Origin of the sequence: Roseovarius sp. MMSF_3359 (assembly GCF_030733385.1) — a bacterium.
Classification (GTDB): domain Bacteria; phylum Pseudomonadota; class Alphaproteobacteria; order Rhodobacterales; family Rhodobacteraceae; genus Roseovarius.
In genome coordinates this window covers 43,149-68,657 of record NZ_JASHJC010000017.1, presented here as the reverse complement: position 1 = coordinate 68,657, position 25,509 = coordinate 43,149, and the positions used below count along the sequence as shown (strand labels likewise).

The following is a 25,509-nucleotide window of genomic DNA, read 5'->3' as shown; positions in this document are numbered from 1 at the left end:
GAAGGCCGCCCCGCAGCAGAAAACAAAGCAGGGCCAGCATGACCGCCCCCGAGACCAGCCGGATCAGACCGAAACTGACCGCGTCAATGCTGCCCCCCGCCAGCGCCATCCGGTTCAGAACGGAATTGGCGGCAAAGGCGATCATCGTGAGACCGGTCAGGAGGAAAAGCCGCATCAGGTAAAGCTGCCGAAGGGCATGTATTTCACCGGATCGCCGGGGCGGACCTCCTGCCCCGCATCTCCAAGCTCCACCAACCCCTCGGCCCAGCTCAGCCCGCTGATCCGGCCGGAGCCTTCGGATTTGAAGACCTCGGCGCGGCCATCGCGCACCCGCGCCCGGAGGTATTCGCGCCGCCCGGGCTTTTTGTTTTTCGAGAAGGCCGCAGGCACTTCGAACCCCTGTGGCTCCCGCCATCCTGCACCGGAAAGGATCCCCATTGCCGGACGCGCGAAGATCAAGGTGCATACCATCGCGGCGACCGGATTGCCGGGCAGGCCGAATACCGGCGTGCCGCGCCACATGCCAAGGGCCAGGGGACGGCCGGGTTTGAGCGCAATGCGCCATTCCGACATCGCGCCCGCCTCGTTCAACAGCGCCGATACATGATCCTCATCCCCCGACGATGCGCCCCCGGAGGTCAGGATGACGTCAGAATTTTCCGCTGCACTATCAAGAGCTTCTCGTAACGCATCCCGGTCATCGGCAATGATGCCCATGTCCACCGGCACGTATCCGGACTTCTCCACCATCGCACTCAGCATGGGTCGGTTGGCATCAAAGATCTGCCCCTTGGCCGCGGTGGCGCCCGGTTCAACCAACTCATCGCCGGTCGAAATCACCGCGACGCACAGTGGCTCCAATACCGGCACCTCAGCGATACCAATGGCCGCCATCAACGCCTGATCGGCGGGGGTCACGACCCGGCCCGCAGGCAGCGCCACATCGCCCGCCGCGATATCCTCGCCGGCCTTGCGGGTGTTCGCGCCGGGTTTGAGCCCCGCGCGAAACGCAATCTCTCCGCCCTCGACGCTCACGTCCTCCTGCAGCACAACCGTATCGACACCCGCTGGCAAGGTGGCCCCAGTCAGAATGCGGATGGCATGACCCGCGGGGACAACCCCGCCATAGGCCACGCCTGCCGCCGCACGCCCGTCAACAAGGGGCAGGACCGGATCGCCGGGGCCAAGACTTTCATAGGCAAACCCATAACCATCGACCGCGGTGTTGGCCTGTTGCGGGTTTGACCGGCGCGCAACGACCGGATCGGCCAGAACCCGCCCCAATGCGTCGCCCAGGGGACAGGCGGTCCGCCCAACCACCGGGTGCAACCGGTCGCGCAGAAGCGCAAGCGCCTCATCCACCGGCGTCCAATCCACCCCCGCCGGCAGCGAGAAACAATCGTCACGCAGGGGCGGCGGTTTGGGGCTCATAGCCCAACCTCGGCCAGGATGAAATTGGCGATGGCGGTCGTGTCGTCGAGGTCGAAAACCGGGCAGTCGAGCTCGAGCGCGGTATCGCTCGCCACCGCGCGGATGCTGTTGTCCTCCGCGGCGATCAGTGCATTGCCTGTGGCGGCACGAAAGGCTTCGATCTTGGGATGGGCATCGCGCTTGTACCCTTCGACCAGGACCAGATCGACCGGCGACAACTTGGACAGCAACTCGGTCAGGGGTGGCTCATCCGCATCGCGCAGCTCGTTCATCAGCGCCCAGCGATTGCGCGACGCCAAAAGCACTTCGCGTGCACCGGCGGCGCGGTGGCGGAAACTGTCCTTGCCGGGGTGATCGACGTCAAAGCTGTGATGGGCATGTTTGATCGTAGATACCGTGAAGCCGCGCGCGGTGATCTCGGCCACAAGACGCTCCATCAACCCGGTTTTCCCGGCATTCTTCCACCCGACGACACCATAGATATTCATGCGGACCCCCCGTAGAACGCACGGGCTTTGTCCAGATCTTCCGGCGTGTTGACGTTGAAAAACGGATCATCCGGGCCGTCAAAAAGCGCCTCGCGTCCGCCATGGGCATCGGTCCATTGCACCACCTTGCGCAGCCCGCCATCGAGTGCTGTGCGCAGGTCGTCGCGCAACGCCACTGGCCAGAGGCCAAAGGTCGGATGCCGCCCGTCCGCGGTGGCCGCCAGCACCAGCGGTTTCTCCTGCCCCTCGGAGGCCGCAACGAGGCGCGCCACCAGATCGCGCGGGAAAAACGGGGTGTCGGCGGCGACGGTCACGATCGCCTCAGCCCGCTGTCCCGCGGCCCAGTCCAGCCCGGCCAGAACCCCCGCAAGCGGCCCGGCGAAGCCCTCGATACTGTCGGGCAGCACCGGCAGATCGAACGCGGCAAACCGCGTCGCATCGCCATTGGCATTGAGCGCCATCGAAGGAACCTGCGGCCCGAGCCTCTCCACCACCTGATCCAGAAGTGTGGAGCCGCCCAGATCCAGAAGCGCCTTGTCGCCCCCGCCCATGCGCGTGGCCAGCCCCCCGGCAAGTATGACCCCCAGAGGCCGCGTCACCCTTGCGCCCCTTTACGACCGGATTTGCGCGGCTCGTCCATGACCTGCTCGGGATCGGCATCGCGCAGGAGGCGTTCTTCGCCGCTGAGGCAGACAAACCGTTTGCCGCGCATACGGCCGATCAGGGTCAGGCCCACCTCGCGGGCGATCTCGACGCCCCAGGCCGTGAATCCCGAGCGCGAGGCCAGCGCGGGGATGCCCATGAGCGCCGTCTTGATGACCATCTCCGAGGTCAGCCGCCCGGTGGTGTAGAGTATCTTGTCCGCCGCGCCGACGGCTTCGGACAGCATCCAGCCGGCGATCTTGTCCACGGCGTTGTGGCGGCCGACATCCTCCATGTAGACAAGCGGACGCGCGCCCTGACAGAGGACCGTGCCATGGATCGCCCCGGCTTCAAGGTACAAGGACGGGGTCCGGTTGATCTTGGCCGCCAGCGCGTAGAGATCGGAGGTCCTGACCTGCAGATCCGGCAGGGTGACGCCTTCCAGCCCTTCCATCATATCGCCGAATACGGTGCCCACGGCGCAGCCGCTCGTCCGGGTCTTTTTCTTCAGCTTCTCCTCAAAGGTCGTCTGCCCGTCCGTGCGCACCACCACCGTTTCGAGATCATCGTCGTAATCGACCCGCTCGACCATCTCGCCATCCCGCAACATGCCCTGATTGCGCAGGAACCCGAGGGCGAGATATTCGGGGTAATCGCCGATCGTCATGGCGGTCACGATTTCCTGCCCGTTGAGGAAAATGGTCAACGGGCGCTCTTCGACCACCGAGATATTGGTCAACTGGCCTTGGTGATCCACCCCGTCCACCGCACGGGTCAGGCGACGCGCGCCGGGATCAGGCGCAATCAGGTAATCGGAAAGGTCGTCGGTCTTGGCCACTCTTCGGTCCTTGATAGGGCGCGGTTACCCGCAATCTAGGGCCAAGTGACAGGGACGGAAACCGCCAATTGCACCTCGGGCGTCGGTTCAGTTCACCATCGTGTCAGCGCGTGCAACGGCATTGGGGTTCCATTCCCGCAAGACCTTGCTGTTGTCGTCGCTGTCATATTCGTAAAGTTCCTGTTCCCGCACACCGGGGATCTTGCCGAACTGATCGGCCAGTTTGACCGGATACCAGGTCGTCTGGATATTCTCGAACCCGGGCAGGCTGGAAAGAACCGATGACGTGCTGCGCGCGCACATGGCCGACGGAACGGCGCCATAAGATGTCACGGCGCGGATCGCGGCTTCGGCCACGGCGGGCGACACATCGAGTTCCTGCACCTTCACATGATAGGTCTTGCGCGCGTGATAGCGGGTATAGACATCCGCGACCGGCGGCGTAATGCCATAGACCACATCGTGACGCTCCGGCAGGGTTTCGTGCTTGAACGACCCGGCGGGATCGAAAATCACCCGTTGAGAGCCGTTGATCATCAGCGACGTATGCGCCCCCGCGCCAGTGCGGTTGTTGATCATCGTGAAGAGCGTCAGGCGGGGCGGGCCGTCATGGCGATAGGCCGCCCTGGCCACGGCATCATCCGGCGCCCAGACACGCTCGGCCGCGCAGCCACTCAGAGCAAATGCCGCGCAGAAAGCCAGTACCAGTTTACGCATGAATTTTCCCCGGAACGCACCTTCTTGGGGTGCTTCGCCGTCAGCCGTTCACCAGCGCCAGAAACACCAGGAAGACCACGATCAGAACACAGGACCAGCCGACGATTCTGACAAAGCTATCAAATGTCTTTTCCTGAACCTGGATGTCCATTTCGCCATGCTTGTGATCGGCCATTTATCCTGTCCTTCGTAAGGGGAGTCGTAACGTTTCGACGTTGAATACTTGATTTGCCGCGGGGTGTCACCACCCCAAACGGTCACACCTCGTCCGGTTTCTCCAAATCTTCTGCCAGGCGAAACCCGATACGGTTGGGTGCTGCGGCCTCGACCTGTTTCGGCAGGGCGCGCAGCATGACGTTGAGCTGGCTGACATGCTGCACCAGCTGTGTTTTGCCGCCCGCGGGATCGCTGCCGTAGAAGGTCACGATGTCGGGGTCGAAGTACCCCATGCCTTCGATCCGCAGGATGCCGGCATCACCGCCCGTAAAACCCATCGCAACCTCGTGTTCGTTATCCAGCGTCTTTTCGAAATTCTGGATATAGAGGATAAGCCGCTCATAGGCCCATTGCGCCGGGCTTTTCTGCTCCACCGGTTTCAGCTTGACCCCGGCGGTGACGTCCTTGCCACCCTGGCAGCGTTCCGGGTCCGAATGCACCTCGTGACAGCGCGGAATAGCGTCGGCCTCAAGCGCCTCGGCGGAGGTTTCGATCTTGTCGTCCATAACTCTTCATCCCTTCATCTGCCACAGCCAGGCGCCATCGTCGCGGCGCGAACGGCTGATTTCTCCAGCCTGATGCAGATGATTGAGATGCGCAACCGCTTCGACAAGGGCCAATCCATAGGTCCCGCCATCAATTTTTCGTTTGAAGAGCGGCGCGAAACACTCTCCCGCGGTTCGCGGCGTGGTCAGATGGGCGCGCAGACGGTCCAGAGCCCCATGGTGGTTTTCGGACAGTTGCCGCATCCGGGTGGGCAGGCCGGTAAAGGGCAGTTTATGCCCGCCCAAGACCAGGTGATCGTCACGGGCAAGCCCGGCAAACCGGTCACAGGAGGCCAGCCAATCGCTCAGCGGGTCGGCGTCGGGTTCAGTCGGATAGACGCCGATATTCGGGCTGATCGAGGGCAGGATCTGATCGCCTGCCAGCACCAGATTGTCGTCCCGGCTCCAGAGCGTCATATGCTCCGGCGCATGGCCGTTACCAATACGCACGTCCCAGCCGCGCCCGCCCGCACGCAACACATCGCCCTCTTTCACGCGGGTATATCCGACCGGAAGCGCGTGGCATGTATCGGCGAAATTGAAAGGGCGGGCATTCTTGCGCGCATCGTAAATCTCGGGCGCCATACCTGCAGCGCGCCACAGATCAAGCGCCTGTTTGGTCGGGCGCTCCTCTTCATCAAGGATCAGCATCCGCGCCATTAGCCAGCTTGTGCGCGTGGCCGTCAAACCGGCACCGAACCGGTCCATGAGCCACCCGGCCATCCCCACATGGTCGGGGTGATGATGGGTCAGGATCACACGGCCAACCGGTTTTCCCGCAAGGGGGCCATTCAGCAGTTTTTCCCAAAGCGCGACGGAACGCCGCGAATGAATGCCGGTATCCACAATGCTCCAGCTATCGCGGTCATCCAGCGCGTAGACATTCACATGGTCAAGCGCCATCGGCAGCGGCAGGCGGAGCCACAAGACCCCATCGGCAATTTCGATCGCCACCCCCTCTTCGGGCGGCGCGTCCCACGGATAACGCAAGGTGCCGCCGGACCCGTCCATCAGGCGCTCAACTCTTCGGCACTGAGCGCATAAAGGTCATCGGCACCCGCCGTGGCATGGGCCAGAAGGCCGGCATGTTCCGGCAAAGCCCGTGTGATGTAGAACCGCGCCAGTTTGGTGCGGGGACCATCGCCCTTTTCGGCAATCGCCGCGGCAAGATGGAAATGCCCACCCAACACCCTGGCAAAGGCCTTGAGGAAGGGCGCCGCACCGGCAAACCGCTGGTTCAGGTCGTCTTGCGACACCATCCAGTCCAACGCCTCGCGCAGCGTCTCCGACGCCTGCCAGACCGGTTCCGCCAGATCAGGGAGGCCCGCGCGGGCGGCCTCGGCCTGCGCTTCAATCTCATCGAGGAGCGCGTTGGCCGCGTCGCCGCCATCCATCAGCTTGCGCGCTACGAGGTCCATCGCCTGAATGCCGTTGGTCCCCTCGTAGATCGCGGTCACCCGCACGTCGCGGTTATACTGCGCCGCGCCGGTTTCCTCGATGAAACCCATGCCGCCATGGACCTGAATGCCCATATTGCTGACGTCGATCCCGGTCTCAGTACCAAACGCCTTGCTGATCGGGGTGAGGAACGCCGCCCGCGCCGCCCAGTCGGCATCGCCAGTGGCGGTCTGCATGTCGATCGCCACGGCGCAGGCCAGCGCGATGGACCGCGCGGCGAAGATATCCGCCTTCATCGTCGTCAGCATCCGGCGCACATCCGCATGGTCGGCAATCGTGCTGGTGCCGCCCTCGATCGGGCTGCGCCCCTGCTTGCGCTCCAGCGCATAGGCCAGCGCATGCTGATACGCCCCTTCGGCGGCACCAATCCCCTGCCCGCCGACGCCGAGACGCGCGTTGTTCATCATCGTGAACATGGCACGCATCCCGTCATGTTCCTTGCCGATCAGCCACCCCGTGGCGCCATCGAATTGCATCACCGCGGTCGGGCTGCCATGCAGGCCCAGCTTGTGTTCAAGGCTGACCACACTGAGGCTGTTGGCCACGCCGGGATTGCCCTCATCGTCGGGGATGTATTTCGGCACCAGAAAGAGGCTGATCCCTTTGGTCCCCGGCACCCCATCGGGCAAACGCGCCAGCACCAGGTGACAGACATTGGTGGTGAAATCATTGTCGCCCCAACTGATGTAAATCTTCTGACCGGTGACCGAAAAGGTACCGTCGCCATTGGGTTCTGCCTTGCTGCGCAGTGCGCCCACATCGCTGCCCGCCTGCGCCTCCGTCAGGTTCATGGTACCGGACCACTCGCCGCTGACCAGCTTCGGCAGGTACACCTCCTTGATGGCATCGCTTGCGTGATGCTCCAGCGCCTCGATCTGGCCCTGTGTCATCAGCGGGTTGAGCTGCAGGCTCAGGCAGGCCGCCGCCATCATCTCGTTCACTGCGGTCGTCAGCGTCATCGGCAATCCCATGCCGCCATATTCCGGGTCAGCACTGATCGACACCCATCCGCCTTCGGAAATCGCCTTGTAGCCATCGGCGTATCCCGGGCTCGTCCGCACCACGCCGTTTTCAAGCACCGCGGGATGCAAATCGCCGTTGCGCTGCAGCGGATGCAGCACCTCTTCGCACATCCGCCCCGCCTCGGACAGGATCGCACCGGTCACATCGGAGGTAGCTTCGGCAAAACGGTCGGTTTCGGTGACCTGGCGCAACCCAACCACGTGATCGAACAGAAATTTGTAATCCTCTACCGGCGCGCGATACGGCATCTTTCGGCTCCTGACCTAATCAATTTGGGACGGCTTGGCATCGCCCGCCGCGCCCTATATGCATTCCATCCGCGATCTAGCGTATATGAACACGCAAGACCATCAACCAAAACGCCGCGTCAAAATGAGCTCGTAGATGCAGACCAGAACACTCCCGGCCGATGCCCAGGGCTTCGAGACCGCCGCCGGCATCCTGCGGGACGGCGAGTTGGTGGCCTTCCCGACCGAGACGGTCTACGGGCTTGGCGGCGACGCGCAGAGCGATATGGCCGTTGCCCGGATTTTCGAGGCCAAGGGGCGGCCACGGTTCAACCCCCTGATCGTGCACGTCAATTCGATCGCTGCGGCACAGGAGTTCGTCGAATGGCCGGTGGAGGCGGACATCGTGGCACAGGCCTTCTGGCCTGGCCCGCTGACGCTGGTGCTCCCGCTGAAATCCGGGACGGGCCTGTCGCCGCTGGTGACCGCCGATCTGCCGACACTGGCCATCCGCGTGCCAGCCCACCCGGTCGCTCAATCCCTTCTCACGGCGTTCGGCGGCCCCGTCGCCGCCCCGTCGGCCAACCCGTCGGGCCGGATCAGCCCGACAACGGCTGCGCATGTGGCAAACGGCCTTTCCGGACGGATCGCGGCCATTCTCGACGGTGGAAGCTGCGCCGTTGGGCTCGAATCCACCATTCTGGGCCTCGCGGCCACCCCTACCCTGCTGCGCCCCGGCGGGCTGCCACCCGAGGCCATTGAAGCCGCATTGCATCGCCCGCTGGAGGTCCACACATCCGGCGACCCCTTGTCAGCACCGGGGCAACTGGCGTCGCACTACGCGCCCAATGCCAGGGTCCGGCTGAACGCAACAGAAAGACAACCGGGTGAAGTGCTGCTTGGTTTCGGTGCGGTCGAGAGCGACCTCAACCTCTCACCCGCCGGGGACCTGACCGAGGCCGCGGCAAACCTCTTCCACCATCTTCATGCGTTGGACGAAGCGGGGCGCGGCACCATCGCCGTCTCCCCCATCCCCGAGCACGGCCTTGGCCGCGCCATCAACGACCGCCTCCGCCGCGCCGCCGCCCCAAGAAACTGATGTCTTCGGGAGGCCGTACTAAGCTTGTCAACTTTGTTTTTGTCGTTACCATCTACCACCAGTTCGAGGGGCGACACTTGGGGAGTGCTGCACAGTGAGTAGCGTCATAGTCAGTTCATTTTTTTCCAAATTGCGTACGAACTCCCTTAAGAAAATATGCTACATCGCTCTCGGAGCGCTTTGCTTGGCCAGCTTCGTTACATCTTGCGGGGTTGTTGGCGGAACCAACGGTGCTACTTCGCCGTCGGGTATCCCAACAAACTATTTGACCGAGAGCGCAGTTTGCGATGCGGTATGCGTCGATCTTCGTGAAAATCTGGAACTGAAGAGAATCGCGCGTGTTCGCACAAATTACACAATCCAGGGTGCAGCCATAGGTGCCGCTCTAGGATGCGGAGTCGGAGCGATTTTAGGAAGCTCCGAAGACTGTGGAAAAGGTGCGGCAGCTGGCGCGATCGTTGGTGGAGCAGTAGGTAACAGCAAAGGGAAGACATTGGAACGCGAAAGGCTCGCCGCCCTCGCAGAGGCCCGAGCTGTTGCAGCAGCACTTCAAAGAGAAGCGGCGGCGATTGCGCGAGCACGAAGATCGATGCGCACGTTAGCACACAAGCGCCGGGCTCGGCTGGCCGAGCAGCAGCCGATACCCTATGACGAGGCCTCAGCATATCGAACCGATCTTCTACTTGCTTCGAAGACAATAGGCGAACTTGAGAAGACTCAAAACTCAATACGCAAGTACCGCAGCTATCTAAAAGAAAACAATGTCTCATCAACTTCTCTCGAGGTGGCGGCGGATTACCACTCAAAAGCGCTTTCCGCATTCAGGGACGATTTCCTTACCGAGCGCGGAAGATATGAGGACTTCGTTGTAGCCAACACTTGTTTGACGGTTAGTGACCAAACGGAGGAGGAAGAGTATACCCCGATCCCGTTGCCGGGCTGCGCTCCGAACAGAGTCTAAAAAATCGGCACTAACGAAAATTATCCCTTCGGGGAACGGTGGGAGCAACACCAGGGGAGAGTATTAAGAAATGGATGCTGAGAAGAATTTCGTGCGGGCTTTGAATGACTATCAATCTCGCACAAAAAATGTGAGCGACCTCGTAAAGTACTTGGGTTTCGGCCTGCTCGCGGCTTTCTATGCGATCCGAACAGAGATCAACGCCCTTGAACCAGAAGACTTACTAAGGCACGTCCACCTAGGTATTGGAATGTCCGGCGCGCTGATCATAATTTTCGACTATCTTCAGAACATCTTTGCTGCCCGCAGCTCGATGGTCGCACTAAAGGACAAATCCAACTTTCACCAATACCACAAAACATCTTTCAACTACAGATTTGGATTAGGTTGCTACTACATAAAACAAGGAGCGACAGCTGTAGGTTCCATCTTGTTGGTATATCTCATCCTGTTTCTCTAGGAGAAACAAGTTTCAAAAAGTACTTTTCTGTTTGGACAGCTGACACGGCCAGTACAAAGCTGTCAACCACTAGGCAAAAAGCCGTTCGACATCCGCCTTCGTGGCCTCATCTGCTATCGCCTGACGGGTCATCATGGTGTCGGAGGCACCGCAGGCCCGGTGCAGGGCCTTGTTCAATTCGCCGCTCTTGCGCCGTGCCGGATCGACACTCATGCAGGCCTGGATGAGCGTTCGATCATTGAACGGGTTCAGGTAGCAGGCATTACCATACCCGATCAGCCGACCGCCCAAGGTGTTCGGCAGAAGTTGTTCGACAAAGGCGAAATCGAGCGCCCTTGCCCGGGCGGGACCCGGTAACGTATCCATCCAGTTCGAATATTCCGGCCCCCAATAGGCCAGGTTTTCGTCGTCCGTGCGCCCGCCAAGTACCAGTTTCGACACACCATGGCCGACGTCGAAAACCATATCGCGCCGCCATTGATTGGCCCGCGCCATGTCCATGATGTTCCCGCGCAGGATGTAACCCGCCTCGGGCAGCAGATCGGCCACGGCCAGTTCTGCCGGTTTCGGCGCGTGCTGATAGCCGGTGCGATGGCAGAAATCCCAACGCAGCCGGCGCAGTTTTTCGGCGCTGTAGCGGTCTTCCTGTATCGCCTTCAGCCCATCAACGACCTGGAACCTCTTTGCCAGGCCCAGTTCACCCGCGATCTGCATGCCGACGTAGCAATCGAACTGCGAAATCCAGGTGGTGCGATGTGCGTAGACGCCGTCCGCGTGATGCAGCCTGTCACGGGCCGAAAACGCCAGCGTCCGGCTATCAAGACCGCCACTGATCGGCAAAAGACAAGCATGATTTTCCAGGATCGCACCGGTGATCTGACCAAGCCGGGCAACCATCATCGCGGCGGTCTCGTTGAGGTCACCATCGGGCGCCTCAAATCTATTGGCCTCAACGGGCCAGTGGCGGTGCAACGAAAAGCTCTCAAGGTCGAGATAGTGGTTGGACAGGCCCCGGACCACATCCGGGTCGCAGGTCTGCTGCATCCCGTAATTGCCGCCCTTCTTGAGGATATGGCGGCGCGACAACCGGTGATTGGCCCGCACCGGCCGCATGAGCGCCATCAACGGCGACGATGCAACGGTTTTTTCGCCCGCGTTGAAGACCGCGGGAAGATCCATCACCGGATCGAAATAGACCCGATCGCCCTTGTCGGTGAGCAAAAAGGCGACATAACGGCCCGCAAAAAACGTGATCTCTTGCTCGACAAAGCCCCAGAAACCTTTATCTTTCAAAGAGATGGCAAACCGGTGCGTCTTTCCAATTGCCTCGCCTTGACGGTCGACCGCCACACCCAACAGCCAGCCGATCGCCTCGCCATTCTTGTCCTGCAACGCCGTGTGATGCAGCTTGCCACAATGGGCCAGGCCCCACCCCCTAAGCCGCTTCGGATACTTCCAACCATTCATGCGGGGCAAAGGTTGCCGCGAAAAACTATATTGCCGGGCAAAGAGGTGCCCGAAATCCAAACCGCCTTTTTCGCAGATCTCTTTCGCCGCTAACATGCCATTTCCGCTCGCAGGTCTGATTGCCAGATGCCTTGAACTTCATCCTAGAACGCTCAAAGCCAAACGTGAATCCCTTATTCACAGCAGCGCAACCAACGCGCCGGAACGCTGCCAATACAAAAGGGGGGGGTGCCACAACCAACCTTTGAGTGAATGGCGACTTTGAGCCTGGAGCCGACATCTGCATCTCGAGTCCAAAGCCGCGCGATTGCCAGACCGCGGGATGGCGATCAACCGTCGTTGCACGCGTTTTATCTTTGCCAAGTCCGAAGAACCTCAATTCGGTGCGCAACCTCACCCAATCGCCAGCCCTTGCGGGCGGTCTGGCGATCGCGCGGCGGCCTACGGCCTTGATTCCGCGCGGGAGATGAAAGTCGAACGGCAGCTTTGTCCGCAAAGCGGACCAGGGTTGCGAGTATCGACAAAACTAGCCTAAGCAAAGAAGCCCCGCCATTTCTGGCGGGGCTTCTCGAGATCCTGCTGCCGGGTCTTACTCTTCTCGGCTCTCCGGTGTTTCCACCAGGTTATCGAACTCGTCGCCACCGACGATATCGTCCTGAACCGGCGCGGCCAGAGCTGCGGCGGCTTCGGCCTCTTCGCGGCGGGCTTCGATGACGACATTGTCACGCTGCTGCGCGATGTGGCGCATCTGCTGCGTCGCCCCACCGGTCCCCGCAGGGATCAGGCGGCCCACGATGACGTTCTCCTTGAGACCGACGAGCTTGTCGCGCTTGCCCTGAACCGAGGCTTCGGTCAGAACCCGCGTGGTCTCCTGGAACGAGGCGGCCGAGATGAAGCTGCGGGTTTGCAGCGACGCCTTGGTGATGCCCAGGAGGATTGGCTCGCCCTGCGCCGGGCGACCGTTTTTCGAGATGGCCTTTTCATTGGCCGCATCGAACTCCTGCTTGTCGACATGCTCGCCCTTCAGGAGTGTCGTGTCGCCGCTGTCGAGGATCTCCCACTTCTGGAGCATCTGGCGCACGATGACCTCAATGTGCTTGTCGTTGATCTTCACACCTTGCAGGCGATAGACCTCCTGCACCTCGTCGATCATGTAATCCGCCAGCGCCTCGACACCCATAATGCTGAGGATGTCATGCGGGGCCGGGTTACCGTCCATGATGTAGTCACCCTTCTGGACGTAATCCCCTTCCTGAACGGGGATGTGCTTGCCCTTGGGCACCATGTATTCAACGGGCTCCATCGACTCGTCTGCAGGCTCGATGCTGATACGGCGCTTGTTCTTGTAGTCGCGACCATACCGCACATAGCCGTCGATTTCCGCGATGATGGCGTGATCCTTGGGGCGACGGGCCTCAAAGAGTTCGGCCACGCGCGGCAGACCACCGGTGATGTCCTTGGTCTTGGCACCTTCCCGCGGAATACGCGCCACCACGTCACCGGCTTCGATCTCCTGACCGTCTTCGATCGAGAGGATCGCATCGACAGACATCGGATAGGTCACCGGGTTGCCGGCATCGTTGCGCACAGGCTCACCATCGGACCCAACGACCAGGATTTCCGGCTTGAGCTCGTTGCCCTTGGGCGCCGCGCGCCAGTCGGTCACGATCTTCTGGGTCATGCCGGTGGCATCGTCGGTCACGTCACGCACGGCGACGCCCGAGACCAGATCGACAAACTTCGCGGTACCCGACTTCTCCGCCAGGATCGGCAGGGTGTAGGGATCCCATTCGAAGAGCTTGTCACCACGGGCAACCTTGTCGCCTTCCTTGACGAAGAGGCGCGTCCCGTAGCCCACCTTGTGGCTGGCCAGCTCAACACCCTTCTCGCCCATGATCCGCAGTTTCATGTTGCGGCCCATGACGAGGGTTGCGCCGCTGGAGCTTTCCAGCGTCTGGGCGTTTTCGAACTCGATCTTGCCTTCCTGGCTCGCTTCGAGGAACGATTGCTGACCACCCTGGGCAACGCCGCCGATGTGGAATGTCCGCATCGTCAGCTGTGTACCCGGCTCACCGATCGACTGCGCCGCGATGATGCCGACGGCCTCGCCGTTGTTGACCATCGTACCGCGCGCCAGGTCACGGCCATAGCACATGGCGCAGACGCCATCCTCGGCCTCGCAGGTCAGCGGCGAGCGGATGCGCGCGGTCTGCACCGCGGCTTCCTCCACCGCGTCGGCCATGCGCTCGTCGATGAGCGTACCCGCGGTCACGACAACCTCGTCCGTCGCCGGGTTGAGGATATCTTCGGCCGCAACACGGCCCAGGATACGCTCACCCAATGTCGCCACGACCTCACCGTCATTGACGGCGGCCTCGGCGGTGATCGCACGGTCGGTGCCACAGTCATGCTCACGAATGATGCAATCCTGCGCCACGTCCACCAGACGACGTGTCAGGTAGCCCGAGTTCGCGGTCTTGAGCGCCGTATCCGACAGACCTTTCCGCGCCCCGTGGGTCGAGTTGAAGTATTCAAGAACGGTCAGACCTTCCTTGAAGTTCGAGATGATCGGCGTTTCGATGATGTCACCGTTCGGCTTGGCCATCAGGCCGCGCATACCACCCAGCTGTTTCATCTGCGTGACCGAGCCACGAGCGCCCGAGTGGGCCATCATGTAGACCGAGTTCGGCTCTGCTTCGGCACCGCTTTCGTCGGTGCGCGAGGCCGAGATGGTTCCCATCATGGCATCGGTGACCTGATCGTTACATTTCGACCAGGCATCGACCACCTTGTTGTACTTCTCGCCCTGGGTGATCAGACCGTCCATATACTGCTGTTCGAAGCCCTTGACCTGATCGCGGGTCTCTTCGACGATGCCCCACTTGCTGTCGGGGATCACCATGTCGTCCTTGCCGAAGGAAATCCCCGCCTTGAAGGCCTCGCGGAAACCCATGCTCATGATCTGGTCGCAGAAAATAACCGACTCTTTCTGCCCGCAATAGCGGTAGACGGTGTCGATCACCTGCTGCACCTCTTTCTTGCGCAGGAGCTTGTTGACCAGGCTAAAGGGCGCCTTGACGTTCTTCGGCAGAAGCGCACCCAGACGGACACGGCCCGGCGTGGTTTCCACGCGGGTCATCACCTCGTTGCCTTCCTCGTCGATCTGAGGAATGCGCGCGGTGATCTTGGCGTGCAGATGCACCTCACCCGCGTCGAGCGCGTGCTGCACTTCCTCGATGGACGAGAACGCCATGCCTTCGCCCTTCATGCCTTCGCGCTCCAGCGAGACATAATAAAGGCCCAGGACCATATCCTGCGATGGCACGATGATCGGTGCACCGTTGGCGGGCGACAGAACGTTGTTCGTGGACATCATCAGAACGCGCGCTTCCAACTGCGCCTCAAGGCTCAGCGGCACGTGCACGGCCATCTGGTCACCGTCGAAGTCGGCGTTGAAGGCCGAACAGACGAGCGGGTGAAGCTGAATGGCCTTGCCTTCGATCAGCACCGGTTCAAACGCCTGGATGCCCAGACGGTGAAGGGTCGGCGCACGGTTGAGCATCACCGGGTGTTCGCGGATCACCTCATCAAGGATATCCCACACCTCGGGGCGCTCTTTTTCCACCAGCTTCTTGGCTTGCTTCACGGTCGAAGACATGCCCTTGGCTTCCAGCCGCGAGTAGATGAACGGCTTGAAGAGTTCCAACGCCATCTTCTTGGGCAGGCCACATTGATGCAGCTTCAGCTCCGGCCCGGTCACGATGACCGAGCGGCCTGAGAAGTCGACGCGCTTGCCGAGAAGGTTCTGACGGAAGCGGCCCTGCTTGCCTTTCAGCATGTCGCTGAGCGATTTCAGTGGGCGTTTGTTGGCGCCGGTGATGACGCGGCCACGACGGCCATTGTCAAAGAGAGCGTCAACGGATTCCTGCAACATCCGCTTTTCGTTGCGCACGATGATATCAGGCGCGCGCAGCTCGATAAGACGCTTCAAACGGTTGTTCCGGTTGATCACACGACGGTAAAGGTCGTTGAGGTCCGACGTCGCGAACCGGCCACCATCCAGCGGCACCAGCGGGCGCAGTTCCGGCGGGATGACCGGAATGACAGTCATGACCATCCACTCCGGGCGGTTGCCGGATTCCAGGAAGCTCTCAACCACTTTCAGACGCTTGATGATTTTCTTGGGCTTCAGCTCGCCGGTGGCTTCGGCCAGATCGGCGCGCAGTTGCTCGGCCTCGGCCTCCAAGTCAATGTTTTGCAGCATCTCGCGGATCGCTTCGGCACCGATGTTCGCGGTGAACGCGTCCATGCCATACGCATCCTGCGCATCCATGAACTCTTCTTCGCTCAGCATCTGGCCATAGGTCAGGTCGGTCAGGCCGGGTTCGATCACCACGTAGTTCTCGAAATAGAGCACCCGCTCCAGATCGCGCAGGGTCATGTCCAGCATGAGGCCGATGCGGCTTGGCAGCGACTTCAGGAACCAGATATGGGCGCAAGGCGCGGCCAGTTCGATATGGCCCATACGCTCGCGACGGACCTTCTGCAGGGTGACTTCCACACCGCATTTCTCGCAGACAACGCCGCGATACTTCATCCGCTTATATTTACCGCAGAGGCATTCGTAATCCTTGATCGGTCCAAAGATACGCGCGCAGAACAGGCCATCACGCTCGGGCTTGAAGGTCCGGTAGTTGATGGTTTCGGGCTTTTTGATCTCCCCGTAGGACCACGACAGGATGCGTTCCGGCGAGGCCAGCGACACCTTGATCTCGTCAAACACCTTGACCGGTGCGACGGGGTTGAACGGGTTGTTTGTCAGTTCCTGGTTCATTTTCAAATCCTTGAATTCGGGCGTTGGAAGTGGAGGCGGGGGTGAGGCCCCACCGTTATTCCGCTTCCTCCGCGTCCAGGAGTTCCATGTTCAGGCCGAGGCCACGGACCTCTTTGACCAAAACGTTGAACGATTCAGGCACACCGGCTTCGAAATTGTCTTCGCCTTTGACGATGCTTTCATAGACTTTCGTCCGTCCGGCAACGTCGTCCGACTTGACCGTCAGCATTTCCTGCAGGGTGTAGGCAGCGCCGTACGCTTCCAGCGCCCAGACCTCCATTTCCCCGAAACGTTGACCACCGAACTGCGCCTTACCACCCAGCGGCTGCTGCGTCACGAGGCTGTAAGGCCCGGTCGAGCGGGCGTGGATCTTGTCATCCACTAGGTGGTGCAGTTTCAGCAGGTATTTGACACCCACTGTCACCGGACGAGCGAATTGTTCACCGGTGCGACCATCAAACAGGATCGATTGACCGCTTTCGTCAAAGCCCGCGCGTTTCAGCGCATCGTTGACATCGGCCTCCTTCGCACCGTCAAAGACCGGCGTCGCAATCGGCACACCGCCGGTCACATTGCCCGCCGCTTCGATCAGAGCATCCTCGTCCATGCCGGCGATGCCTTCGTCATAGACATCTTCGCCATAGGCGATTTTCATCGCTTCCCGCACCGGGGTCATGTCACCGGACCGGCGATACTCCTGCAGCGCCTCGTCGATCTTGAGACCCAGACCGCGCGCGGCCCAACCCATATGGGTTTCCAGGATCTGACCGACGTTCATCCGGCTGGGCACGCCCAGCGGGTTGAGGCAGAAGTCAACCGGTGTCCCATCGGCGAGGAACGGCATGTCTTCCATCGGCACAACCTTGGAAATCACACCCTTGTTGCCGTGACGACCGGCCATCTTGTCACCCGGCTGCAGCTTGCGCTTCACCGCGATGAAGACCTTGACCATTTTCATCACACCCGGGGGCAGGTCATCGCCGCGACGGACCTTCTCGACCTTGTCCTCGAAACGTGCGTCCAGAGTCCGCTTCTGCGCCTCGTATTGCTCGTTCAGGGCTTCGACGATCTGTGCGTCCTTCTCGTCTTTCAGCGCCAGTTGCCACCATTGACCTTTGGTCAGCGTTTCCAGCAATTCCTCGGTGATCTCCGAGTTTGCCTTGACGCCTTTCGGGCCTTTGACAGCGACCTTACCCATGATCAGCGATTTCAGACGGGCGTAGATGTTACGATCGAGGATCGCCAGCTCGTCATCCCGGTCGCGGGCGAGGCGTTCAACCTCTTCGCGTTCGATCTGCAACGCACGTTCGTCTTTCTCCACGCCATGGCGGTTGAAGACACGCACTTCGACAACCGTCCCGAAGTCACCCGGTTTAACCCGCAGCGACGTGTCACGCACGTCGGAGGCTTTCTCGCCGAAGATGGCGCGCAGGAGTTTCTCCTCCGGCGTCATCGGCGATTCACCCTTGGGTGTGATCTTGCCCACGAGGATATCGCCTGGCTCTACGTCCGCACCAATGTAGACGATGCCCGCCTCGTCGAGGTTGCGCAGGGCTTCCTCGCCGACGTTGGGGATGTCGCGGGTGATCTCTTCCGGGCCCAGCTTGGTGTCACGGGCGGCGACTTCGAATTCCTCGATGTGAACGCTGGTGAACACGTCATCGCGCGCCACACGTTCCGAAATCAGGATCGAGTCCTCGAAGTTATACCCGTTCCACGGCATAAAGGCCGTGACCACGTTTTTACCAAGGGCCAATTCACCCAGATCGGTTGATGGACCGTCCGCGATCACCTCACCCTTCATCACCGTGTCACCCACTTTCACAAGCGGCTGCTGGTTGATGCAGGTGTTCTGGTTCGACCGCTGGAATTTGCGCATGCGGTAGATGTCCACACCCGCGTCGCCCAGTTCCAGATCCTCGGTCGCCCGGACAACGATCCGGGTGGCGTCCACCTGGTCGATGATACCGGCACGTTTCGCGAGGATCGCAGCGCCACTGTCACGCGCCACAACACCTTCGATACCGGTGCCCACCAAGGGCGCCTCCGAACGAAGCGTCGGCACGGCCTGACGTTGCATGTTCGATCCCATGAGCGCGCGGTTGGCGTCGTCATTTTCCAGGAACGGAATGAGCGAGGCCGCGACCGAGACCAACTGCTTGGGGCTCACGTCGATCAGGTCCACATTCTCGCGCGGGGCGAGCATGTATTCGCCCGACTGACGGGTCGAGACCAGATCGTTGATGAAGTTGCCCTTTTCATCGAGCGTCGCGTTGGCCTGCGCCACGGTGTGACGCATTTCTTCGGTCGCCGACATGTAATGCACTTCGTCGGTCACATGGCCGTCTTCGACTTTCCGGTAGGGCGTTTCGATGAAGCCATATTTGTTCACGCGGGCGAAGGTGGCCAGCGAGTTGATAAGACCGATGTTCGGCCCTTCCGGCGTTTCAATCGGGCACATCCGACCATAATGCGTCGGGTGTACGTCGCGCACCTCAAAGCCTGCACGTTCGCGGGTCAGACCGCCCGGCCCAAGCGCCGAGAGACGACGTTTATGGGTGACTTCCGACAGCGGGTTGGTCTGGTCCATGAACTGCGAGAGCTGCGAGGAGCCAAAGAATTCGCGCACGGCAGCGGCGGCAGGCTTGGCGTTGATCAGGTCCTGCGGCATCACCGTGTCGATTTCGACCGACGACATACGCTCCTTGATCGCGCGTTCCATCCGCAGGAGACCGACGCGGTACTGGTTCTCCATCAGTTCGCCAACCGAGCGCACACGACGGTTACCGAGGTGGTCGATATCGTCCACGTCGCCCTTGCCATCGCGCAGCTCGACCAGCGCCTTGATGCAGGCCACGATATCTTCGCGGTCCAGCGTGCGCTGCGTGTCTTCCTTGCTGAGGTCAAGACGCATGTTCATCTTGACCCGGCCAACAGCCGATAGGTCATAGCGTTCACTGTCGAAGAAGAGCGTATCGAAGAGCGCCGATGCGGCCTCTTCGGTGGGCGGCTCGCCCGGGCGCATGACGCGGTAGATATCCATGAGCGCGGTGACGCGGTTCATGTTCTTGTCGGTCGCCATGGTGTTGCGCATGTAGGGGCCGACATTGACGTTGTCGATATCAAGAACCGGGATGTCGGTGATGCCCGCATCCAGAAGTTCCTGCAACGTGCCGCCGTTGACTTCGCCCTCTTTGTCATATTCCAGCGTCAACTCGTCCCCGGCCTCGACATAGATCGCACCGGTTTCTTCGTTGATGATGTCCTTGGCGACAAATTTGCCGACGATCTGCTCGAACGGGACCAGAAGATCGGTGACCTTGCCTTCGTCAATCAGCTTCTTGACCGCGCGTGGCGTCACTTTCTTGCCCGCTTCGGCGATCACGTCGCCAGACTTGGCATCGACCAGATCGTATGTCGGACGGGTGCCGCGCACACGCTCTGGGAAGAACTTGGTGACCCAGCCCTTTTTCTTCTTCAGCTTGTAATCGACCGTGTCGTAATAGGCATCCATGATGCCTTCCTGATCCAGGCCAAGCGCATAGAGCAGCGTGGTGACCGGCAGTTTCCGGCGACGGTCGATACGGGCGAAAACGATGTCCTTGGCGTCAAACTCGAAATCCAGCCACGAGCCGCGATAGGGAATGATGCGGCAGGCAAAGAGCAGCTTGCCCGAGCTGTGGGTCTTGCCCTTGTCATGGTCAAAGAACACACCGGGCGAGCGGTGCATCTGGGAGACGATCACGCGCTCGGTGCCATTCACGACAAAGGTGCCGTTCGGGGTCATCAGGGGCATGTCGCCCATGAACACGTCCTGTTCCTTGATGTCCTTGACCGACTTGGCGCCGGTGTCGTCATCGACATCAAACACGATCAGGCGCAGGGTAACCTTCAGCGGGGCGCTGTAGGTCATGTCGCGCTGCATGCACTCTTCGACGTCGTATTTGGGTTTCTCCAGATCGTAGCTGACAAATTCCAGCACGCTGGTTTCATTGAAATCCTTGATCGGGAAAACCGACTGGAAGACACCTTTCAGGCCTTCACCATCTTGCGGCTCGGGCTGATCGCCGGAGTCGAGGAACAGATCATAAGAGGATTTCTGAACCTCGATGAGGTTCGGCATCTCCAGAACTTCGCGAATTTTGCCGAAATACCGACGGAGACGTTTTTGGCCAAGGTAGGTCTGAGCCATGGTTGGTATAACCTTTCTTTTCTCACCGGTCGCGCATGCAGTCGGGCCCCTGCACCGCGTCCTTCCGAGACGATGGGTTACGATCAATTCCCGGTCCGTGTCCCACCACGAACCTCCCGATCGCAAAACCGCATCTTAGAAAGGGCTCTGGGCCGTTTGCTTGCGCAAAGCCCTTGCTAAGACAGGTTCGGCTGGGCCCGGAATTTGCCGGACCCAGCCAAAATTTCCGCTCCGGGTTGCCCCGGCACGTGTTACTTCAGTTCGACTTCCGCGCCAGCTGCTTCCAGCTTGCCCTTAATGTCTTCTGCTTCGGCCTTGTCGACGCCTTCTTTGACGGCTTTGCCGCCGGCTTCGACCAGGTCCTTGGCTTCTTTCAGGCCCAGACCGGTGATGGCGCGAACCTCTTTGATGACGTTGATTTTCGACGCACCGGCCGATTTCAGGATAACGTCAAATTCGGTTTGCTCCGCACCGGCGTCGCCGCCTGCGTCGCCTGCCGGGCCCGCCATCATGACCGCGCCGCCAGCGGCGGGCTCGATGCCGTACTCGTCTTTCAGGATGGTTTTCAGTTCTTGTGCTTCGAGAAGCGTCAGACCAACGATCTCTTCTGCCAGTTTTTTCAGATCAGCCATTTTAGACTCTTTCCGTTTAGATGTGTTCCAACGTCGGGAAATCAACCCTACGCGGATGTTACAAGTTGCTTACGCGGCTTCGGCCTTTTCTTCGACCGTAGAAATGATGCTCGCGATGTTCGAAGCAGGTGCGCCAATGGCCCCCGCGATGTTCGAAGCAGGTGCACCCAGCATGCCGACGATGGTCGCGATGAGCTCATCACGCGACGGCAGTTTGGATGTGGCTTCGACACCAGCACGGTCCAGAGCGGTCTCACCCATCGCCCCGCCAAGAATTTCAAACTTCTTGTTATCCTTGGCAAAGCCCTCGGCCACCTTGGCTGCTGCCACGGGGTCCTCGGAATAGGTCAGAACGGTCATACCCGAGAGATAGTCGGCGATGCTTGCGCAAGGCTTTCCGTCAAGGGCGATTTTGGCGAGCCTGTTCTTGGCGACGCGAACGGATGCTTCGGCCTCGCGGGCGCGAGCACGAAGATCCTGCATCTCGGCAACTGTAAGACCCGTGTAGTGGGCAACCACCACAACGCCAGAGCTTTCGAAGATCTGGCCGAGTTCCTCGACCACTTTCTCTTTCTGGGCTCTATCCACAGTTTCACTCCAGTTTTGGAAGGCTTTCGCCCCCCGGCTCAGTTAAACCGAAACAGGTGTTCCGGCGTTACATGTCCGATATACGGGGGCAGTACCAAATCGCCCGAGGTCAGCCCCGGCCAATAAGTCTTTTCCCGTCTCAGGCAGGAGATTAAGGGGCATGCCCCACCCACCGTCTTGGACGAATCAACAGATCGCCACGCGGACGCGGCGACCTATCGGGGGTGCCAATAGGCCGAAATGGGGCAAATGTGAAGGGGCAAAAGCGGAAAAACAGCATTTTTCGCAGCGACGGGCCATTCTCCGCGAGTCAGCACCTGGAACCCACCGTCCTATATCGCAGACTCAGCGCGCTTGAAGCATCCATTGCAAGGCCCCAAAAGCGGATGAAGCTGCCGTTCGACTTTCATGTCCCGCGCGGAATCAAGGCCGCAGGCCGCCGCGCGATCGCCAGACCGCCCGCAAGGGCTGGCGATTGGGTGGGGTTGCGCTCCGAATTGAGGTTTTTCGGACTTGGCAACGATAAAGTGTGCCTAAGAACGGTGGATCGCCATCCCGCGGTCTGGCACCCCGCGGCTTTGGAATCAGGATGGAGACTTCCGCATTGGGCTCACGGGAAACATTGCCAACAAAAAAGCCCGGCACATCACGATGCTATGCCGGGCCCAAATTTTTATTGCTGAACCTGCTCAGTTGCCAGCGGCGTTATCGACCGACACGCTCACGCCCGGACCCATGGTCGAGCTCAGCGAGATTTTCTTGAGGTAAGCACCCTTGGCACCGGTCGGTTTCGCCTTGGCCACCGCATCCACGAAGGCGCGGATGTTTTCGACCAGCTTGGCCTCGTCAAACGACGCTTTGCCAACGCCCGCGTGCACGATACCACCTTTAACGGCCTTGAACTGAACTTCGCCGCCCTTGGCAGCCTTGACCGCATCGGCCACGTCCATGGTCACGGTCCCGACCTTGGGGTTCGGCATCAAGTTGCGCGGACCCAGGACCTTACCCAGACGGCCAACGATCGGCATCATGTCCGGGGTCGCAATGCAGCGATCGAAATCGATCTTGCCGCCCTGCACGGTTTCCATCAGGTCTTCCGCACCGACCACATCGGCACCGGCCTCTTTCGCCTCATCGGCCTTGGGGCCACGGGCGAAAACGGCAACACGCACGTCTTTGCCGGTACCATTGGGCAGGCCAACCACGCCGCGCACCATCTGGTCCGCATGACGGGTATCAACACCCAGGTTCATCGCAATCTCGACGGTTTCGTCAAACTTGGCATTGGCGTTCGATTTGATCAGGGCCACGGCTTCTTCGACCGTGACGTTTTCCTGGCCGGCAAATGCTTCGCGTGCCGCGCGGGTACGTTTTCCGAGTTTTGCCATCTTACTTCACCTCGATGCCCATGGAACGCGCCGAGCCGAGGATGATCTTCATCGCGGCTTCCACGTCGTTCGCGTTCAGGTCTTTCCACTTCGCTTCGGCGATTTCCTTGACCTGTTTGGTGGTCACGGTGCCGACGGTCTCACGACCGGGCAGCTTGGCGGCCGATTTCAGCTTGGCAGCCTTTTTCAGATAGTAAGACGCAGGCGGCGTCTTGATGTCCATGTCAAAGGACTTGTCCTGATAATAGGTGATCACAGTCGGGCACGGCGCACCGGGCTCCATCTCCTGCGTCTTGGCGTTGAACGCCTTGCAGAATTCCATGATGTTGATGCCGCGCTGACCCAGCGCCGGACCAACCGGCGGGGACGGGTTCGCTTGACCGGCGGGCACTTGCAGTTTCATCGTACCTGCGAGCTTCTTGGCCATAAGCCTTCTCCTTTTACAGCATCCGGGCCGCCGCGGCGGCCGGACAGGTTTGCCCGTGGTTCGGTGCCGTCACGCGTGACGACCGCCTCCCACGATTTACACACGTCAGGTCTGTTTGGTGACCTGCGTGTATTCCAGTTCGACCGGGGTTTCCCGGCCAAAGATCGACACCGTCACCTTCAGGCGCTGGTTGTCGTCATCCACTTCCTCGACCAGACCGTCGAAGTCTTCGAACGGCCCGTCATTGACCTTGACCTTCTCACCCACTTCGAAATGGATAAGCGTGCGCGGCGCTTCTTCGCCTTCCTGCACGCGGTTCAGGATCGCGTTCACCTCGGCATCGCGCATCGGCATCGGGCGGCCTTGCGGGCCAAGGAAGCCGGTGACGCGATTGATCGAGTTGATCAGGTGATAGCCCTGATCCGACATCTCCATCCGCACCAGCACATACCCCGGCATGAAACGACGCTCGGCGGTTACCTTCTTGCCACGGCGGATTTCGATGACCTCTTCGGTCGGCACCAGGACTTCTTCGATCTCGTCCTCGAGACCGTTTTCAACGACGGATGTTCTGATCTGCTCGGCGATCTTCTTCTCGAAATTCGAGAGAACACTGACCGAGTACCACCGTTTAGCCATCGTGCATCTTGTCCTCGTCCGGGCGACCCAAGGGGTCGGAATTCATTGCATTATCAGGCGCTTGCGCCCAAGTCCCTGAAACAAAAAGCGGCGCGCAACTCGAATCGCAGCGCGCCATGTCTCAAAGCGTGGTGTCCCCTACCGCCCTTCGCCCTTGATTTCAAGGGTCAGGCCCGGATTTTCTGGGGCCTCAGCCGAACAGCCCCAGGACGCCCTGCAACCCGGTGCGGATCAGCAGGTCAACCAGTGCAAAGAAGATCGCGGTCAGCGTCGCCATGATGAAGACCATGATCGTTGTCAGGAAAACCTCGCGACGTGTCGGCCAGACGACCTTGGAGACCTCTGCCCGGACTTGCTGAATGAACTGAAGCGGGTTTGTGCGTGCCATATGCGCTGACTTCTCTGAGAAACTGTTCGGTGCGACATACGCGGGCCGTGGCGCAAATTCAAGAGCAGAAGGCGCGGGTCGCCCCATGCCGTCGCTCAATTGTGGCCTTTGGGGAAAGTCTCAGCCGCGCTGCGCTTCTTTGGCAAGACGGTCGAACGGATCGGGCCGGTCACCAATCGCCGTGTCCGCTTCGGAGAAATCCGGGACATGCAGACCATCGGTCCAGGAACCGGGCACACGGTCAAGGGCCGCATCAATCCGCGTGGCCATGAGCTCGGCGCGTTGCCGGATCGTTTCGGCGAGTTCGGGACGGCGCGCGCGCAGTTTCTGCCAGGCACCGACAACCAGTTCCGCCACGCGGTCCGGCCCGAGCGTCAGGTAGGCGATCAGGATGCTCAGAAACAAAACGAAGAGCGTGATCGGGATCAGCCAGGGGCGAAAATACATGATCGCGATGACAGCGGCGACGATCAGATGCTTGCGCGACGGCCGGTAACTGCGGATCGCGTCAAGCGCGCGGTGAAGGCTACGCATGAACAGACCGGCGGACTTGGTGCGTTCGGCATCTGTCGCGGTGTCCGCTGACGAAGGTTCGGCTTTTCGGAAAAGGCGACGCGGGTGCTTGATCGGCTTGGTCTGTGCAGCCGCTTCGTTTTCCTCCAATTCGGGCAGGGCCGCATGGCTATCACGCCGCTTCTGCGCGACCATAACCTCGCGGATGAGGGCATCCGCGGTCTGGTCAGGCTCGCCCGAGGCGGTCGGGTCAATCGGCGGTTTTCCCGGTGTTTCCGGGGCCGCATGTGGCAGTTGGTTTGGCGTCGCAGAACCGCTCATGATGTTGCTCGAATT

Annotated in this window: 22 protein-coding genes and 1 pseudogene; 3 read left to right on the top strand and 20 right to left on the bottom strand. The window is 60.6% G+C overall.

Annotated elements, in window-relative coordinates; genetic code table 11:
* The 10 genes and pseudogenes from RBB29_RS19635 to RBB29_RS19590 form a co-directional block, all read right to left on the bottom strand.
* A pseudogene (locus RBB29_RS19635) lies at positions 1 to 175 on the bottom strand (EamA family transporter); the annotation flags it as partial.
* A complete protein-coding gene (gene glp, locus RBB29_RS19630) occupies positions 175 to 1,431 on the bottom strand; it encodes a gephyrin-like molybdotransferase Glp (protein ID WP_306116841.1) in 1,257 nt (418 codons plus the stop codon). The pseudogene RBB29_RS19635 and the gene glp, both read right to left, overlap by 1 nt.
* Entirely contained in the window at positions 1,428 to 1,919 is a 492-nt protein-coding gene (mobB, locus tag RBB29_RS19625; RefSeq protein WP_306116842.1) for a molybdopterin-guanine dinucleotide biosynthesis protein B, read from the bottom strand. The genes glp and mobB overlap by 4 nt, the downstream gene beginning before the upstream one ends.
* Positions 1,916 to 2,518, bottom strand: coding sequence for a molybdenum cofactor guanylyltransferase MobA (mobA, locus tag RBB29_RS19620; protein WP_306116843.1), 603 nt, complete (start codon positions 2,516 to 2,518; stop codon positions 1,916 to 1,918). Before mobA ends, mobB begins: the two co-directional genes overlap by 4 nt.
* The gene (locus RBB29_RS19615) at positions 2,515 to 3,399 is read right to left on the bottom strand and encodes a formate dehydrogenase accessory sulfurtransferase FdhD (protein WP_306116844.1); all 885 of its coding nucleotides are present in this window, start codon (positions 3,397 to 3,399) and stop codon (positions 2,515 to 2,517) included. The genes mobA and RBB29_RS19615 overlap by 4 nt, the downstream gene beginning before the upstream one ends.
* Before the next feature lie 87 nt (positions 3,400 to 3,486).
* Entirely contained in the window at positions 3,487 to 4,116 is a 630-nt protein-coding gene (locus tag RBB29_RS19610; RefSeq protein ID WP_306116845.1) for a membrane lipoprotein lipid attachment site-containing protein, read from the bottom strand.
* Positions 4,117 to 4,156: 40 nt separating this feature from the next.
* Positions 4,157 to 4,291: an aa3-type cytochrome c oxidase subunit IV gene (locus RBB29_RS19605; protein WP_306116846.1), complete on the bottom strand. Its 135-nt coding sequence runs from the start codon at positions 4,289 to 4,291 to the stop codon at positions 4,157 to 4,159.
* Positions 4,292 to 4,373: 82 nt separating this feature from the next.
* The gene (locus tag RBB29_RS19600; protein WP_306116847.1) at positions 4,374 to 4,838 is read right to left on the bottom strand and encodes a DUF6173 family protein; all 465 of its coding nucleotides are present in this window, start codon (positions 4,836 to 4,838) and stop codon (positions 4,374 to 4,376) included.
* Positions 4,839 to 4,844: 6 nt separating this feature from the next.
* Positions 4,845 to 5,888 (bottom strand): MBL fold metallo-hydrolase, encoded by a 1,044-nt coding sequence (locus RBB29_RS19595; RefSeq protein ID WP_306116848.1) that lies wholly within the window; start codon positions 5,886 to 5,888, stop codon positions 4,845 to 4,847.
* Positions 5,888 to 7,606, bottom strand: coding sequence for an acyl-CoA dehydrogenase (locus tag RBB29_RS19590; protein WP_306116849.1), 1,719 nt, complete (start codon positions 7,604 to 7,606; stop codon positions 5,888 to 5,890). The genes RBB29_RS19595 and RBB29_RS19590 overlap by 1 nt, the downstream gene beginning before the upstream one ends.
* A 136-nt stretch (positions 7,607 to 7,742) precedes the next feature.
* Between RBB29_RS19590 and RBB29_RS19585 the strand changes: the two genes are divergently transcribed.
* The 3 genes from RBB29_RS19585 to RBB29_RS19575 all read left to right on the top strand — a co-directional run bounded on the left by RBB29_RS19585 (position 7,743) and on the right by RBB29_RS19575 (position 10,105).
* On the top strand, positions 7,743 to 8,684 hold the full coding sequence (locus RBB29_RS19585; protein ID WP_306116850.1) for an L-threonylcarbamoyladenylate synthase: 942 nt from the start codon (positions 7,743 to 7,745) through the stop codon (positions 8,682 to 8,684).
* Between the two features lie 184 nt (positions 8,685 to 8,868).
* A complete protein-coding gene (locus RBB29_RS19580) occupies positions 8,869 to 9,645 on the top strand; it encodes a YMGG-like glycine zipper-containing protein (RefSeq protein WP_306116851.1) in 777 nt (258 codons plus the stop codon).
* Between the two features lie 70 nt (positions 9,646 to 9,715).
* Positions 9,716 to 10,105 (top strand): hypothetical protein, encoded by a 390-nt coding sequence (locus RBB29_RS19575; RefSeq protein ID WP_306116852.1) that lies wholly within the window; start codon positions 9,716 to 9,718, stop codon positions 10,103 to 10,105.
* A 69-nt stretch (positions 10,106 to 10,174) separates the two neighbouring features.
* Here the strand turns inward: RBB29_RS19575 and RBB29_RS19570 are convergent, their stop codons facing one another.
* The 10 genes from RBB29_RS19570 to RBB29_RS19525 all read right to left on the bottom strand — a co-directional run bounded on the left by RBB29_RS19570 (position 10,175) and on the right by RBB29_RS19525 (position 25,494).
* Positions 10,175 to 11,668 carry a hypothetical protein gene (locus RBB29_RS19570; protein ID WP_306121205.1) on the bottom strand — a complete coding sequence of 498 codons (1,494 nt, stop codon included), beginning with the start codon at positions 11,666 to 11,668 and terminating at the stop codon, positions 10,175 to 10,177.
* A 493-nt stretch (positions 11,669 to 12,161) separates the two neighbouring features.
* Entirely contained in the window at positions 12,162 to 16,406 is a 4,245-nt protein-coding gene (gene rpoC, locus RBB29_RS19565) for a DNA-directed RNA polymerase subunit beta' (RefSeq protein ID WP_306116501.1), read from the bottom strand.
* Positions 16,407 to 16,461: 55 nt separating this feature from the next.
* Positions 16,462 to 20,598, bottom strand: coding sequence for a DNA-directed RNA polymerase subunit beta (gene rpoB, locus RBB29_RS19560; protein ID WP_306116502.1), 4,137 nt, complete (start codon positions 20,596 to 20,598; stop codon positions 16,462 to 16,464).
* A gap of 251 nt (positions 20,599 to 20,849) precedes the next feature.
* A complete protein-coding gene (gene rplL, locus RBB29_RS19555; RefSeq protein ID WP_306116503.1) occupies positions 20,850 to 21,230 on the bottom strand; it encodes a 50S ribosomal protein L7/L12 in 381 nt (126 codons plus the stop codon).
* A 69-nt stretch (positions 21,231 to 21,299) separates the two neighbouring features.
* Complete coding sequence (gene rplJ, locus RBB29_RS19550; protein ID WP_306116504.1) at positions 21,300 to 21,818, bottom strand: 50S ribosomal protein L10; 519 nt, start codon at positions 21,816 to 21,818, stop codon at positions 21,300 to 21,302.
* A 689-nt stretch (positions 21,819 to 22,507) separates the two neighbouring features.
* Positions 22,508 to 23,206, bottom strand: coding sequence for a 50S ribosomal protein L1 (rplA, locus tag RBB29_RS19545; protein WP_306116505.1), 699 nt, complete (start codon positions 23,204 to 23,206; stop codon positions 22,508 to 22,510).
* Position 23,207: 1 nt separating this feature from the next.
* Complete coding sequence (rplK, locus tag RBB29_RS19540; RefSeq protein ID WP_306116506.1) at positions 23,208 to 23,633, bottom strand: 50S ribosomal protein L11; 426 nt, start codon at positions 23,631 to 23,633, stop codon at positions 23,208 to 23,210.
* Positions 23,634 to 23,738: 105 nt separating this feature from the next.
* On the bottom strand, positions 23,739 to 24,272 hold the full coding sequence (gene nusG / locus RBB29_RS19535) for a transcription termination/antitermination protein NusG (protein WP_306116507.1): 534 nt from the start codon (positions 24,270 to 24,272) through the stop codon (positions 23,739 to 23,741).
* A 190-nt stretch (positions 24,273 to 24,462) separates the two neighbouring features.
* The gene (gene secE, locus RBB29_RS19530) at positions 24,463 to 24,660 is read right to left on the bottom strand and encodes a preprotein translocase subunit SecE (protein ID WP_306116508.1); all 198 of its coding nucleotides are present in this window, start codon (positions 24,658 to 24,660) and stop codon (positions 24,463 to 24,465) included.
* A gap of 120 nt (positions 24,661 to 24,780) precedes the next feature.
* On the bottom strand, positions 24,781 to 25,494 hold the full coding sequence (locus tag RBB29_RS19525) for a hypothetical protein (RefSeq protein WP_306116509.1): 714 nt from the start codon (positions 25,492 to 25,494) through the stop codon (positions 24,781 to 24,783).
* Positions 25,495 to 25,509: the final 15 nt, after the last annotated feature.